Genomic DNA, 15,713 nt, shown 5'->3' on the forward strand with positions numbered 1-15,713 from the left:
ATCTTCGGCTTGCGCCCCCATCTTCGGCTTGCGCCCCCATCTTCGGCTTGCGCCCACACCAACTCAGCCCCCATCTTCGGCTTGCGCCCCCATCTTCGGCTTGCGCCCCCATCTTCGGCTTGCGCCCACACCAACTCAGCCCCTCGCATCTTTACCCAAAGTTACTGGTGGGGGATGAGTAATGAGTTTTGAAGTAATGAGTAAGGTAAAATATTAATTGATGCTATCAATTATTGTTCAGCTATTGCCCTCAATTGAGGTTTAACTGTATTGAGATAATTTTGATAAACAAACTTCTTACCTCCAACTCGATTAAGAATAATTTGTAAATATAAAACCACCTCGCGCCATCTTCTTACCCATGTGAATAAATATCTAGGAGTAAAGATATACTTAGCTTGGATAGCCCCTAATTCTAGAGCATTATTTAATTCATTAAACCAGCTATAGTATTTAACATCTTTGCGTTTGACTCTAATTTTTAAACGCTTACTCACTCCTAAACTATTCCAATGCCTTTTCGCCCAAACATCATTTAACACGGCACTATTTACATATATTTGAATAGGGTTATTTTCCTCATTCCATTCTTTAATTACTGCATACTTTTGTCTATAAATATCTAAATACAGTCCAGTTTTATCTACTTCGCTTTCTCCAATAATAGTAATGGGATGATTTTTAAACAGTAATCTAATCATCCAGGGAGTTTCACTGATTATCCATTTTGCGTACTTTTCAGCTAATTTTAAATTTAGTTTAGCAGTTTTCTCTCTAGCTATAGTTTTAGCTAGACTAGCTTGTTTTTTCTCTTGGTATTCTGCTATTTTTTTACTAGGCTCTTCATACCACTCACTATTATCAGCGATTTGAAAACCTTTATCTGAATCCCAGGAATCTCCTGGCGCCATGACCACGCATTCTGGATGTTTAATTCCATGGGTTTGAAAATATTCACTAACTTTGTGAGCGTAATTATTATATTTATTGAATTTAATAGTTTCTGGGTGTAAATAACACTGATTACTAGCAAAGGGAATGGCATATTTAGCCTTAACTGCTTGGGCAAAAACAGCAAATTCTTCACTATACTTTTGTAAATCATCTATGTGTTGATTCGCTTCGTCAATTACCTCATAACATAATCTACTATTCGCTGAACTATGGCTTCTTAAAACAAAATCGATAACAGGATGGTTGTTTAATATCTGCTGAAGAGGTAACCCCATGATTTTAGCATCATTTCCATTAAAAATAACTTGGTCTTCCGCTTCAATAATTGCTACTGAGTCACTAAGAATCGGCATAAATTGATAACTAGTTAGATATAAATTTTCTCCTAGTTTTAGTTTCTTCCCGTGTTCAATTTCAATTATATTTTTTGCCCCAATATGTTTTAAATCTTGATATAATTTTAATTGAGGTACTTTGGGAATAATAATTGTTTTATCTAGTCCTATTTTTCTTAAAGTTGGACCATGAAAATGATCCCAGTGAATATGAGTTAAATATATATAATCTGGGTTAAGATTATTAGTAACTAGTTCAGAGTTAACAGGAGGATAATTCCACCAAGAGCGCCAGTAGGCACTACCTACTAACCAAGGGTCACATACTAATGATTCTCTCTCTGTTTGGACCTCCAAACAGGCATGGCCGTGTATAGTTAACTTCATATATTATTTTTAATAAACAAATATCTAAGATAGCTAATTTTCGCGCAAAAATCAACTACAGAACATAACTTTTTTGCCTATCAACTTGGTTCACGACTTTAAGTCGCGAACCAAGTCAAAGTTTTGAATTTAGGCAGCAGTATCTATATTATACTGCCTGCAACAATATAATCGGATTGAGTAAACTCAGTGGTATTTCTCAGAACGGCGAAAATAGCATTAGTATTGTTGTTGACAATATTCAGGTTGCCATTATTTACAAAAGTCCTGAGCTCAGCAAAATCAAGATCGCTGCTCAAGAGGTCTTGACCCCGAACAAAGTCATTGATGGTATCTCTACCTTCACCAGATAAGACCACAAAGGTATCAGCGCCACCCCCACCGTTTAGGCGATCGCTTCCCGGACCACCTTCAAGGATATCGTCTCCTGCTTCACCTCTTAAGACATCATTCCCTTCTTTACCTCTAATGATTTCATTATCATTAGTACCTGTTAGGGTATCATTTGCTGCGGTTCCTTCAATAATGGGAAGATCATTATGACCGTTATTGATGATATAATCGGATTGAGTCAACTCAGTAGTATTTCTTAGGACAGCGAAAATAGCATTAGTATTGTTGTTGATAATATTCAGGTTGCCATTATTTACAGAAGTCCTCAGCTCAGCAAAATCAAGATCGCTGCTCAAGAGGTCTTCACCTCTTACAAAATCATTGATGATATCTTTCCCTTCCCCAGATAAAACCACAAAGGTATCAGCACCAGCTCCACCTGTGAGGCGATCGCTTCCCGGTCCACCTTCTAGGGTATCGTCTCCTCCTTGAGCTCTGATTACATCATTTCCTTCTAATCCTCTAATGATTTCACCACCATTAGTACCTGTTATAGTATCATTGTTGGGTGTTCCTTCGATAACGCCAGGATTAGAATGTTCTTGAAGCTCAAAAGCACCAATATCTACAGTTCTTACAAAGCGCTCTAACCCTCTTTGGTCCCCTGTTAAGGGATTACCATTTATATCTACGGCCAAACTATTGTTACCTGCATCAATGGCTGGGCTACCAGGTACTAACGCTAGGGTTTGAGTATCTCCTCCGTTATCAGCCAAGGTTGGTTCAATAATACCAGTAGCAGAATTAGCGATGATGTTATTGTTATTTTCATCAATGGGACCGCTTATATTGCGGTCGAAACTAGCTCTATTACCAGCGATGATGCTATTGTTTATGTTGTTGTTTGGGTCTTCGACGTAATATAGGTTGACCGAGAAATAAATGCCGCCGCCGAAAACTGCCGAGTTACCTGATATAGTTGAATTGGTTATCTCTGTATTATATCTTGAATAAATGCCGCCGCCGTCGGAACCTGCCGAGTTACCTGATACAGTTGAATTAGTTATTGTAGCATTATATGATGAATAAATGCCTCCGCCGCCGAAACCTGCCGAGTTACCTGATACAGTTGAATTAGTTATTGTAGTGTCAAATGAATTAATGCCGCCGCCGCCGAAACCTGCCGAGTTATCTGATACAGTTGAATTAGTTATTGTAGCATTAAATGAATCAATGCCGCCGCCGAAAGCTGCCGAGTTACCTGATACAGTTGAATCAATTATTGTAGCACTAAATGAATCAATGCCGCCGCCGACGTAAACTGCCGAGTTATCTGATACAGTTGAATTAGTTATTGTAGCACTACCCGAATAAATGCCGCCGCCGTAGGAACCTGCCGAGTTACCTGATATAGTTGAATTGGTTATCTCTGTATTATCTCTTGAATAAATGCCGCCGCCGTCGGAACCTGCCGAGTTACCTGATATAGTTGAATTGGTTATCTCTGTATTATCTCTTGAATAAATGCCGCCGCCGTCGGAACCTGCCGAGTTACCTGATACAGTTGAATTAGTTATTGTAGCACTACCCGAATAAATGCCGCCGCCGTAGGAACCTGCCGAGTTACCTGATACAGTTGAATTAGTTATTGTAGCACTAAATGAATCAATGCCGCCGCCGCCGTAACCTGCCGAGTTATCTGATACAGTTGAATTAGTTATTGTAGCACTAAATGAATCAATGCCGCCGCCGAAAACTGCCGAGTTATCTGATACAGTTGAATCAATTATTGTAGCACTATCCGAATCAATGCCGCCGCCGAAAACTGCCGAGTTATCTGATACAGTTGAATTAGTTATTGTAGCACTACCCGAATCAATGCCTCCGCCGAAAGTTGCCGAGTTACCTGATACAGTTGAATTGGTTATATTTGTAGTGTAGTATGTAAAAATGCCGCCGCCATCATTTCGTGCCGAGTTATCTGATACAGTTGAATTGGTTATATTTGTAGAATATACAGAATAAATGCCGCCGCCATCATTTCGTGCCGAGTTACCAGATATGGTAGAGTTATTAACAAACACATTACCATCAGATACAATCGCACCACCATTCCAGGCACTCCCTCCGGTGAGAGTCAATTTATCTATGGTAAGATCAGCAAATGTTACAGTAAGTAACCTAAAATTATTATTTCCTTGAATTGTTACCCCATCTGTTAAACTTGATGCGTCTATCTTTAAATCATCAGTTACTACTAATGTCCTACTCACCAGAGAAATTGTGCCGTTGTTTAAAGATGAATCAAAATTAATTACATCTGGTCCTGGTGTTGCATTAGCCTGAGCAATTAAATCCCGTAAACTATTACTTCCTGCCTCTGCAAGATTTGTTACTGTAAAGATCGCCATAATTCTTTAATCCCAATTTAATTTTTCTCTTGTGTACTTATTGATTATGTATTTTTACATACATAATTAATAAGATTATATAGCTTTTTTCGTGTTTCGGGTTAACTTGAGGTTAAGATTTTTGGCTTTGGTCTCAACAAGTGTGAGCGCTTTTAGACCAATGCGAAGATACCATGTCTGTTTTTGCCTATCAACTTAGATCAAAACAAAAGAGTAACTTGGTTCACGACTTCAAGTCGCGAACCAAGTCAAAGTTTTGAATTTAGGCAGCAGTATCTATATTATACTGCCTGCAACAATATAATCGGATTGAGTAAACTCAGTGGTATTTCTCAGAACGGCGAAAATGTTATTAGTATTGCTGTCTGCAATATTGAGATCGTTATTACGTATAAAAATGTTGAGGTCAGCAAAATCAAGATTACTGCTAAAGAGGTCTTCACCTCTTACAAAATCATTGATGATATCTTTACCTTCCCCAGATAAAACCACAAAGGTATCAGCACCACTTTGACCATTGAGGCGATCGCTTCCTAGTCCACCTTCTAGGGTATCATTTCCTCCTTCACCTCTGAGGACATCATTCCCTTCAAAACCTCTAATAATCTCATCATTACGAGTACCTGTGAGGGTATCATTGTTGGCTGTTCCTTCAATCAGTGATGGTTCACCGATGTCTGGTTGAGAATTACTTAGGATATAATCCGATTGAGTAAACTCACTAGTATTTCTCAGGACCGCCAAAATCTCATTAGTATTCCTGTTGACAATATTGAGATCGTTATTACGGACAAAAGTGTTTAGTTGCGCAAAATCAAGATTACTGCTAAACAGGTCTTCACCACGAACAAAGTCATTGATAATATCTTTCCCTTCGCCAGATAAAACCACAAAGGTATCAGCACCATCCCCACCGTTTAGGCGATCGCTTCCTAGTCCACCTTCTAGGGTATCATTTCCTCCTTCACCTCTGAGGACATCATTCCCTTCAAAACCTCTAATAATCTCATCATTACGAGTACCTGTGAGGGTATCATTGTTGGCTGTTCCTTCAATCAGTGATGGTTCACCGATGTCTGGTTGAGAATTACTTAGGATATAATCCGATTGAGTAAACTCACTAGTATTTCTCAGGACCGCCAAAATCTCATTAGTATTCCTGTTGACAATATTGAGATCGTTATTACGGACAAAAGTGTTTAGTTGCGCAAAATCAAGATTACTGCTAAACAGGTCTTCACCACGAACAAAGTCATTGATAATATCTTTCCCTTCGCCAGATAAAACCACAAAGGTATCAGCGCCACCTTGACCGGAAAGGCGATCGCTTCCTAGTCCACCTTCTAGGGTATCATTTCCTCCTTCACCTCTAATCACGTCATTCCCTTCAAAACCTCTAATCATTTCACCATCATTAGTACCTGTTAGGGTATCGTTGTTGGGTGTTCCTTCGATAACGCCTGGAGTAGCCACATCGTTGTCTATAATGGTAAAAATAGCACTATCTTGACTTCCCAAACTAGCACCATTAGTTGGATTAGAAAGAGCTAGATTGATAGTTTCATCTGCTTCGACATCGCTATCATCAACGATAGGAATAGTTACAGTTTGGCTTGTTTCACCATCAGCAAAGCTTACTAGTATTGGAGTGTTATCGTAGTCACTTGGGGCTGTTGCTGTGCCATCAGTAGGAGTTACTGTCACTTCAAAAGCACCATCGCTTCCTCCTGTTCTGATTAAGGTAATTGGGGTAGTTGCTGTGCCATCTTCGTTGACTGTGTAACTAGCTGCATCAAAGTCAATAGTGCCAGGTTGGTTTGAGTTTAAAACAAATAATTCACTGCCATTGGTTCCATCCTCGGCCGTAAAATACAATTTTCCGTCCAATTCTCTAAACCCACTAGGAGATGAGCCACTGCTACCAGGAAATATGTCTTGTACTAGCTGAGTCCCTCCGGGAGTCCCATCAGTTAACCATAGTTCACGGCCATTATTAGCATCTACGGCCGTAAAATACAATTTTCCGTTAAATTCTGTAAAGTCCTCAGGAGATGAGCTACTGCTACCAGGAAATATGTCTTGTACTAGCTGAGTCCCTCCGGGAGTCCCATCAGTTACCCATAGTTCACGGCCATTGCTACCATCTACGGCCGTAAAATACAATTTTCCATTAAATTCTGTAAAGTCCTCAGGAAATGACCTACCGCTACCAGGAGATATGTCTTGTAGTAGCTGAGTCCCTCCGGGAGTCCCATCAGTTACCCATAGTTCACGGCCATTGGTATTATCATCGGCACTAAAATACAATTTTCCATTCAATTCTGTAAACCCACTAGGAGATGAGCCTCTGCTACCAGGAAATATGTCTTGTAGTAGCTGAGTCCCTCCGGGAGTCCCATCAGTGACCCATAGTTCACGGCCATTGGTTCCATCATCGGCTCTAAAATACAATTTTCCATTCAATTCTGTAAACCCACTAGGAAATGAGCCTCTGCTACCAGGAGATATGTCTTTTACTAGCTGAGTCCCTCCAGGAGTCCCATCAGTTACCCATAGTTCATTGCCATTGGTTCCATCATCGGCTCTAAAATACAATTTTCCGTTAAATTCTGTAAACCCACTAGGAGATGAGTTCCGGCTACCAGGAAATATGTCTTTTACTAGCTGAGTCCCTCCGGCAGTTCCATCAGTTACCCATACTTCATTGCCATTGATACCATCAAATGCGCTAAAGTACAATTTTCCGTTAAATTCTCTAAACTCAATATCAGTAGGAAATGAGCTATTGCTACCTGGTCTAATGTCTTGTAGTAGCTGAGTCCCTCCGGCAGTTCCATCAGTTACCCATAGTTCATCGCCATTGGTACCATTATTGGCCGTAAAATACAATTTTCTGTTAAATTCTCTAAACCCACTAGGAAATGAGCTACTGCTACCTGGTCTAATGTCTTGTAGTAGCTGAGTCCCTCCGGCAGTTCCATCAGTTACCCATAGTTCACGGCCACTGGCATTATCATTGGCACCAAAATACAATTTTCCATTCAATTCTGTAAACCCACTAGGAAATGAGCTATTGCTACCAGGTCTAATATCCCGAACTAATTCAATAACGGTGGGCTCATTATCTACAATGGTAAGGATAGCACTATCTTGAATTCCCAAACTATCACCATTAGTTGGATTAGAAAGAGCTAGATTGATAGTTTCATCTGCTTCGACATCGCTATCATCAACGATAGGAATAGTTACAGTTTGGCTTGTTTCACCATCAGCAAAGCTTACTAGTATTGGAGTGTTATCGTAGTCACTTGGGGCTGTTGCTGTGCCATCAGTAGGAGTTACTGTCACTTCAAAAGCACCATCGCTTCCTCCTGTTCTGATTAAGGTAATTGGGGTAGTTGCTGTGCCATCTTCGTTGACTGTGTAACTAGCTGCATCAAAAAAAGTACTACCAACAAGAACTTGTTGAAGTTCAAAAGCACCAATATCTACAGTTCCTATAAAGCGCTCTAACCCTCTTTGGTCCCCAGTTAAGAGATTACCATTTAAATCTAGGGCCAAGCTATCGTCCCCTGCATCAATGGCTGGGCTACCGGACGCTAAAGCTAGGGTTTGAGTATCTCCTCCGTTATCAGCCAAGGTTGTTCTAATAATACCACTGGCAGAATCGGCGATGATGTTATTGTTATTTTCACCAATGGTACCCCTTATATTGCTGGGGTCATTATTATCTATGTTACCAGCGATGATGCTATTGTTTAAATTATTTGATCCAAATCTTGAATAAATTCCTCCGCCAAGGTTACCGACTATACTAGAATTAGTTGCATTTATGTTACCTCTTGCAGAAATTCCTCCTTCAGATATACCTGCAAAGTTACCGGATATAGTGGAGTTAGATACATTTACATCATCTGATGAATAAATGCCTCCGCCATAGAAACCTACCGAGTTACCGGATATAGTAGAATTAAATACATTTACAGCACGTGATGAACGAATGCCTCCGCCAGAGTAAAGTGCTGAGTTACCGGATATAGTAGAATTAGATACATTTACAATACCTGATGAACGAATGCCTCCGCCAAAGTAATATCCAGAGTTACCAGATATAGTAGAATTAGATACATCTACAGCACCTGATGAATAAATTCCTCCGCCAAAGTAAAGTGCCGAATTACCGGATATAGTAGAATTAGAGATATTTACAGGACCTAATGAACGAATGCCTCCGCCAAAGTAAAGTGCCGAGTTACCGGATATAGTAGAATTAGATACATCTACAGCACCTGATGAATAAATGCCTCCGCCATTGTTTCGTGCGAAGTTACCAGATATAGTGGAGTTATTAACAAACACATTCCTACTAGATCTAATCGCACCACCATTAAGAGTTGTACTTCCTCTGGTAAGAGTCAAGTTATCTATGGTGAAATCAGCATTTGTTACACTAAATAGCTCAAAGGTATTATTGCCTTGAATTGTTACCCCATCTGTTAAACTTGAGGCGTCTATCGTTAACTCATCAGTTACTGCTAATGTCCCACTCACTAGAGAAATTGTGCCATTGTTTAAAGATGAATCAAAATTAATTACATCTGGTCCTGTTGCTGCATTAGCTTGAGCAATTAATTCCCGTAAACTATTACTCCCTGCATCTGCAAGATTTTCTACTGTAAAGGTCGGCATTATGTCTCCATTTTTCTGTTGTATACTTGTTGATTATTTTATCTGATTCTTAACTACATACAATTGTCAAGTTAATAGCTTTATAATAATTAATGAATGTTCTAAGCCTATCTTTTTCTACTATATTTCTCAGGACGGCAAAAATCTGATTATTCTGTGCAATATTGAGATCGTTATTACGTGTAAAAATGTTTAGGTCAGCAAAATCAAGCTCAAAAGCTCAACAGGTCTCTTACATCTTACTTATTGCATGAGTGCGTCTTTCAAGTCGGTCGAAACCCTTATTACTGTTAAAATTGATTTGAGTTATAATTTCGGATAATTAAGAAGAGCGCGGCAAGCAGAATAATAGGTATTAATTTGAGACGATGACTAAGCAATTCCTCAAAGAAGATTCAAACAACAGTAAAATAATGATTGACGAAATTAATCATCAGATGAATTCGTCAACTGTATCAGAGTTAAATGGTAATAATGTAAAAGTTTACACTAAAAAAAATCAAAAACATCAAAAGCAGAAAATAAAACAAAACAAAACTTGGTTTCTAGGAAGATGGTTTTCTAACTTACCCATTAGTCGTAAACACCGTATCTCATTATACCTATCAGAAATAATTTCTGTACTAGCAATTACAGGGGTAGGGGCATTATTAATTTTGAACACAGTAAAAAGACAAGTAGAGAAACAATCTAGAGCCGAAGTAGCAGTTACAGAAATCAACTATTTAATCAAAATTAACCAAATGGGGTTTGGATTTAGGGGGCAGTCAGATAACACAGCAATTATTGAAGCAGCACAACTAAATGTAGCAGGAAAACCAATACCACCAGAATTAAACCAGCAAGTTAAGCAAATTCTCCAAAGTGAAATTCAAGCACATGTAATTGAGTACGCTACTTTAGTAGGAACAGACCAAAGAATTATTGTCAATGCTAATAGTAATCGCCAAGGAGAAATATTTAACCCAGAAAATCTAGTAACCAGAGTAATAGAATCTGGAGAACAGTATAAAGCAAATGGTATTGTAAGTGCAGAAGAATTAGAAGCAGAATCATCACCCTTACCTGAAGAATTTAAGGGAGAAAATGCCTTAATAAGATACACAGCAACTCCAGTAAAAAACCCCAATACTCAAGAAACTATTGGAGTATTAATCTCAGGAGATATAGTCAATGGCAAAAATGCAATAGCCACAGACACAATAAATACTTTTGAGGATGGATACAGTGCAGTATATTACCGCCAACCAGATGGTAGTTTTAACCTGGCAACTTCAGTAAAAACAAACAACGAATCTCCAGGAAAACTCACCAATATTCCTTTCGGCGAAGAAGAATTACTGAAAAAAGCAGTAGAAAATCCCGGAGAATTGATTACCAAAACAAGGGTAAAAATTGGTGAAAACTTCCATACAGTCACAGCCACAACTCTACCAAATCTCTGGATACATACACCAGATGGCATAGTGCCAGTTAGTGAAAATCAACCACCCATAGCTATTTTAATCAGAGGAGCACCTCAAAACCTGATTAGAGAGTTAATCATTAATAGCATATTGCTACTAATAGCCGCAGCAATAATTGCTCTTCTCCTCAGCGCCTGGTTAGGAAATATACTCACAAAGGCAATAAGTAACCCCATCAAAAATCTACAAAAAACAACCCAACGCTTTGCCGAAGGAGAACATCAAATACGTTCATCAGTAACCAGTAAAGACGAAATAGGACAACTAGCAACAACCTTTAACCAGTTAGCAGACACAATCAGTAAAACAGAAAAAGAACAACTAGCAGAAATCAAAAGAAAGCAACTACTCAAAGATATATCCCAGGCTAAAAATTCTGAAGAGTTAAGTGTACCCCTGCAAGCACTAGTAACAGAAGAAAGAGAAAAAATCAAAGTAGATAGATTGTTAATTTATCGCTTTCTTCCCGACGGCAGAGGTTATGTAGCTGCCGAATCAATGAAGTTTAATACTCCTTCGGCTTTAGATGAAACTAACATGGAAAATTTAATCGACAAAGAATTATTAGAAGCCTACAAACAAGGAGAAATACTTGTTGATGGGAATATTAGCCAAAGTGATTATTCTCTAGAACAATTAGAATTGCTTAAACGTCTAGAAGTAAAATCAAATATGGTTATTCCCATTATCCAAGGGGAAGAATTACTAGCCCTGTTAGTTGCCCACAACTGTACTTATTATCGTAGCTGGCAACCAGAAGAAATTAAGCAACTAAAAAAATTAGCGGCAGTGATTGCCGAAGTATTGGGAGGTTTAGCTTTATTAGAAACAAAACAAGCAGAAATAGAACGCACAGCAGCTCAAAATCAACTCATACAAGCAGACTTACTGAAATTAATCAAAAGCCTAGAAGGGGCTGCTAGTGGTGATTTAACAGTTCACCCAGAGATTAGTGAAGGACAAATCAAAGTTGTGGCTGACTTTTTTAACACCATTGTGGGAAGTTTACGCAATATCGTTACTCAAGTTAAACAAACTACTAGCCGGGTAAATGATTCTCTAGAAAGGGAAGCTAAAGGAATGAGTCAGTTAGCCGATGAATCTCGTCAACAGGCTGAGAAAATTCAAGGTATGCTCAACTCTGTTCAAAAAATGTCCGAATCTATCCAAGCAGTAGCTAATAACGCCACCTCAGCAGCAGGTGTAGCTCAAAATGCCTCAACAGTGGCGAAAAAAGGTGAAACTACGATGAACCAAACGGTAGATAGTATTCTTAGTTTGCGGGAAACAGTATCAACCACAGCCATTAAAGTTAAACGTTTAGGAGAAGCATCTCAGAAAATTTCTAAAGTAATCGCTATGATTAATGAAATTGCTCTGAAAACTAATCTATTAGCAGTAAATGCTAGTATTGAAGCAGCAAGAGCTGGAGCAGAAGGAAGAGGCTTTGCCGTAGTAGCAGAACAGGTAGGACAATTAGCAACACAATCATCTACAGCGACTCAAGAGATTGAACAGATAGTAGCCACAATCCAATTAGAAACTACTGAGGTGGTAGAGGCAATGGAAATAGGTACAGCAGAGGTAGTAGAAGGAACAGAATTGGTTACCCAAGCAAAAGAAAATCTCAGAGAAATTGTAGCTGAGTCTGAACAAATTGACCAACTAGTGGCAACTATTTCTCAAGCTACTGTATCTCAAAAGGTAACCTCTGAAATGTTAACAGAATTAATGCAAGAAATTGCACAAATATCTAGTGAAACATCGAAAAAATCCCAGACAATCTCTAAATCTCTAGAAGAAACTGTAGCTATAGCCAAGGAAATGCAAAACTCAGTAGAAACCTATAAACAGTGAGTAACAACGTAAGATTATGTACTCATATCAAGAACAACAGATTCGGCTGCAATTTTTAGACGAGGCAGAAGACCATCTCAGGAATATTGAGTCTCAACTACTCGGTATTGCTAGTCACCCCCTCAGTGTAGATAAATTAGAGAGTATTAGACGTAGCTTTCACTCGATAAAAGGGGGAGCTGGTATGATGAATTTCATAACTCTTAGTAAATTAGCTCATCAACTCGAAGATTGTTTTAATTCTCTACATTCTGGAGATGAATATATACAAGTAGAAACAGAACAATTATTGTTAGGGATACTGGACTGTCTAGGAAATTGTATAGAAGAATATCGCCAAGGAGTAGAAAACATCAATCTACAATGGTTAGAAGAAATAGTAAAACCTCTTCTAGACCAAGCAAAATCACAACTAGGAGTGCATTCTTCAAGCCCAAAATCAACTAACACCGGGATGTCTGAAGAGGATATGAAGGTGATTGTGTTTGAAACAGAAGTGGAAAACTGTTTACACAGACTAGAATCATTAATTGATAGTGAGGAAGATAAAGCCTGTATTAAATCTGAGTTAAAACTAGCCTCTGAAGAATTAGGCGGACTGGGAGAAATGCTAGAATTGCCAGCATTTCAGTCTCTATGTGCCTTGAGTCAAGAGAAAATTGCAGCAACTCCACCAGAAAATATAGGGGATATCGCCTCTAGAGTTATCAAAAAATGGAGAGAATCCCAAAGTTTAATCATCCAAAAACAATTTTCTCAATTACCAACTAATCTTGACCTAGATTCAGATGCCACAGAAGCAGTTTCTCTAGAGATAGTTGAAACTATCTCAGAAAATCAACTCAAAAATATTTCCCAAATCACAGAAATTGTCTCAAATAATCAACCTCATCTAATAACTCAAAACCCTCAACCTGAGTCAGACAATATCTCAAATCAACAACTACGAGTTTCAGCAGCTAAACTAGCTCAAATAGAAGAATTACTTGGAGAATTAGCCATTGAGAGAAATGGATTAAACCTACAGTTACAACAACTATCTAGCTTAGTACAATTACTCAAAACAAGAGTAAATGTTTTAGATTCATCTTATCACTCTGTGCAAAGTATCTATGATAACTCCCCTCAAGAAATGGTTTCGGCTACTAATTCTTCTAAGCCCAATTTAGGTCTTAATAATTGGGATGCTTTAGAGATAGATAAATATACAGATATTCCTCCTCTAGTTCAAAACCTAAAGGAAGTGATTGGGCAAATTCAAGAAGTTACTGGAGAGTTAGAAATCAATCTTGATTTAACTCAAAAAGCTGCCAAGGGAATATCTCGCACTTCTAGCGCAGCACAAAAAAACTGCATAGAATTGAGATTGCGTCCTTTTTCTGATGTAGTTAAATCATTTCCGAGAGCAATTAGGGAAATGAGCATCAAATATCAAAAACCTGTTAATTTAGTTATAGAGGGAGAATCAACCTTAATAGATAGAACTATTCTCAACACCATCAAAGATTCTTTAGTTCATCTAGTGCGTAATGCTTTTGACCATGGTATAGAAACTCCAGAAGAGCGTATAGCTTTAGGAAAACCTGAAATAGGGACTATTGAAATTGTCGCTACCCAAAGAGGCGATTTAATTATGATTACTGTTAAAGATGATGGAATGGGAATTAATTTAGAAAAAATTCGAGAAAAAGTGCCACAAGAAAATCTAAGTGAAGATAAGTTACTAGATTTAATCTTTAAACCAGGTTTTACTACAGCCTCTAAAATAACAGAATTATCTGGTCGAGGTTTAGGAATGGATATTGTGCGTCGTCAACTACAGCAAGTCAGAGGTGATATTAAAATCTCTACAGAATTGAATCAAGGCACAACTTTGACAATATTGGTGCCCTATACCCTCTCAATAGTCAAAGTTTTGTTAGTAGAGAGTGGTAAAATGCTCATGGCTGTACCTATTAACTTGGTAAAAGAAATGATAGTTATTTCTTCACAAATAATTATCGAAACAACTGGACAAAAATCAATAAATTGGGATGGAGAAGTAATACCTCTATTTAGTCTCAAGAAATGGTTAAATTTCAACCGAATTCCCCCCAAATCACCCAGAAATAAATACCCTATTATTAATCAACCAATCGCCCTGATTATTAGCCAGGGACATTCTCTTTTTGCTTTAGAAATGGATAGTTATTGGGGTGAACAAGAAGTAACTATTCGTAGCTTTGAGTTAGTTTTGCCTCTGCCACCAGGACTAACAGGATGTACTATACTCGGTGATAGTCGAGTAGTCCCAATAGCAGATCCCATAGCTTTGATTAATTGGTTAGAAACTAGTCAGTTATCATAAAATAGACATTAAAATAAAAAATTGAACCCAATGTCAGGCAAAAATAACGAGAACCATATAAAAATACCATTATATCTCATACTGATGAATAGTTTTCTTTTCCTTTCAACATCAACTTGGGCAGGGTTTAAACAGTTAAATCCCACTTCAAATCAAGGTAGATTAATCAGTGATTGCATCAAAGATACTAATGGTGAGGTAGATTGTAATGATAGCACTGCTAGAGAGGTTGCAACTTACTATTGTGAACAAAAGGGAGAAGTACTCACAAACTATGAAACTCAACTCTGGCATCCTGATAACCCTGATGACGTATCTCAATTGACTAGAGATGGTAATAATGGTTTTATTTGGGAAACTAGTTCACCAGAAAATGGTTATATTAGTTTAATTATTTGTGGTGAATTTAATTAGAGTTAAGAAGCGATTACTTATATCAAGTCCGTTTAATTAGTTATAGCATTTTTCGGACTCATGAGGTTGTACCTAACTCTCTTGCCTCTCTTGCCTCTCTTGCCTCCTGCCTCCTGCCTCAAAAGGATAACCTTTCTCACCAGTATGAGAATTGCTATAGTCAGCGATCGCCTGATTTTGACCAGAGAGAATGAAACAGCCCTGGATATTACTCATATCTTCCACCAGAACTTATGTACTAATTTTTAAGGAAAAATGTCCTTTATGGTTAATTCTCTATAATCTTTGTCTCCTAGGGGTTTGCATCAATTCTACTGAAGTCCTAATAACTGTTAGAGGGCTTCGTAATTCATGGGAAGCATCGGCGGTAAACTGTTTAAGTTGCTGATAACTTTCTTCTACAGGTTTAATCGACTCTCTCGTTAACCATATTCCCCCTATTCCCCCCAACCCCGTCTCAATACTGCGTAGGTTTTGAATCAAACATATTTATTTTGAGAAAGCAGGGAGCACCGGAGCA

General features: G+C 38.3%; 8 protein-coding genes and 1 pseudogene. 4 read left to right on the plus strand and 5 right to left on the minus strand.

Translation table 11 applies throughout. From position 1 onward, the window contains the following. Nucleotides 1-192: hypothetical protein (locus tag MW688_RS13170; protein WP_486736468.1), on the plus strand; the 192-nt coding region annotated here is incomplete at its 5' end. Nucleotides 193-230: 38 nt separating this feature from the next. Here MW688_RS13170 and MW688_RS13175 read toward each other — a convergent pair. The 3 genes from MW688_RS13175 to MW688_RS13185 all read right to left on the minus strand — a co-directional run bounded on the left by MW688_RS13175 (nt 231) and on the right by MW688_RS13185 (nt 9,109). Further along, the gene (locus MW688_RS13175; RefSeq protein WP_486736469.1) at nt 231-1,676 is read right to left on the minus strand and encodes an MBL fold metallo-hydrolase; all 1,446 of its coding nucleotides are present in this window, start codon (nt 1,674-1,676) and stop codon (nt 231-233) included. 143 nt (nt 1,677-1,819) lie between these two features. Continuing rightward, on the minus strand, nt 1,820-4,420 hold the full coding sequence (locus MW688_RS13180) for a beta strand repeat-containing protein (RefSeq protein WP_486736470.1): 2,601 nt from the start codon (nt 4,418-4,420) through the stop codon (nt 1,820-1,822). A 276-nt stretch (nt 4,421-4,696) separates the two neighbouring features. After that, a complete protein-coding gene (locus MW688_RS13185; RefSeq protein ID WP_486736471.1) occupies nt 4,697-9,109 on the minus strand; it encodes an ELWxxDGT repeat protein in 4,413 nt (1,470 codons plus the stop codon). A gap of 368 nt (nt 9,110-9,477) precedes the next feature. On the opposite strand from MW688_RS13185, the gene MW688_RS13190 reads away from it, so the two are divergent. From MW688_RS13190 to MW688_RS13200, 3 genes are all read left to right on the plus strand, one after another. Continuing rightward, entirely contained in the window at nt 9,478-12,432 is a 2,955-nt protein-coding gene (locus tag MW688_RS13190) for a methyl-accepting chemotaxis protein (protein WP_486736472.1), read from the plus strand. Nucleotides 12,433-12,448: 16 nt separating this feature from the next. After that, nucleotides 12,449-14,779 (plus strand): chemotaxis protein CheA, encoded by a 2,331-nt coding sequence (locus MW688_RS13195; protein WP_486736473.1) that lies wholly within the window; start codon nt 12,449-12,451, stop codon nt 14,777-14,779. An 84-nt stretch (nt 14,780-14,863) separates the two neighbouring features. After that, nucleotides 14,864-15,193 (plus strand): hypothetical protein, encoded by a 330-nt coding sequence (locus MW688_RS13200; protein ID WP_486736474.1) that lies wholly within the window; start codon nt 14,864-14,866, stop codon nt 15,191-15,193. A gap of 72 nt (nt 15,194-15,265) precedes the next feature. Here the strand turns inward: MW688_RS13200 and MW688_RS13205 are convergent, their stop codons facing one another. After that, nucleotides 15,266-15,409 carry a hypothetical protein gene (locus MW688_RS13205; protein WP_486736475.1) on the minus strand — a complete coding sequence of 48 codons (144 nt, stop codon included), beginning with the start codon at nt 15,407-15,409 and terminating at the stop codon, nt 15,266-15,268. A gap of 81 nt (nt 15,410-15,490) precedes the next feature. Then, nucleotides 15,491-15,655: pseudogene (locus MW688_RS13210) on the minus strand (histidine kinase dimerization/phospho-acceptor domain-containing protein); the annotation flags it as partial. Nucleotides 15,656-15,713: the final 58 nt, after the last annotated feature.

It is taken from the genome of Johannesbaptistia floridana, from assembly GCF_057440575.1.

Coding starts and splice junctions, on each gene's coding strand:
- MW688_RS13175 (WP_486736469.1), bottom strand. CDS start 1,676: ATGAAGTTAACTATACACGGCCATGCCTGTTTGGAGGTCCAAACAGAG.
- MW688_RS13180 (WP_486736470.1), bottom strand. CDS start 4,420: ATGGCGATCTTTACAGTAACAAATCTTGCAGAGGCAGGAAGTAATAGT.
- MW688_RS13185 (WP_486736471.1), bottom strand. CDS start 9,109: ATGCCGACCTTTACAGTAGAAAATCTTGCAGATGCAGGGAGTAATAGT.
- MW688_RS13190 (WP_486736472.1), top strand. CDS start 9,478: ATGACTAAGCAATTCCTCAAAGAAGATTCAAACAACAGTAAAATAATG.
- MW688_RS13195 (WP_486736473.1), top strand. CDS start 12,449: ATGTACTCATATCAAGAACAACAGATTCGGCTGCAATTTTTAGACGAG.
- MW688_RS13200 (WP_486736474.1), top strand. CDS start 14,864: ATGAATAGTTTTCTTTTCCTTTCAACATCAACTTGGGCAGGGTTTAAA.
- MW688_RS13205 (WP_486736475.1), bottom strand. CDS start 15,409: ATGAGTAATATCCAGGGCTGTTTCATTCTCTCTGGTCAAAATCAGGCG.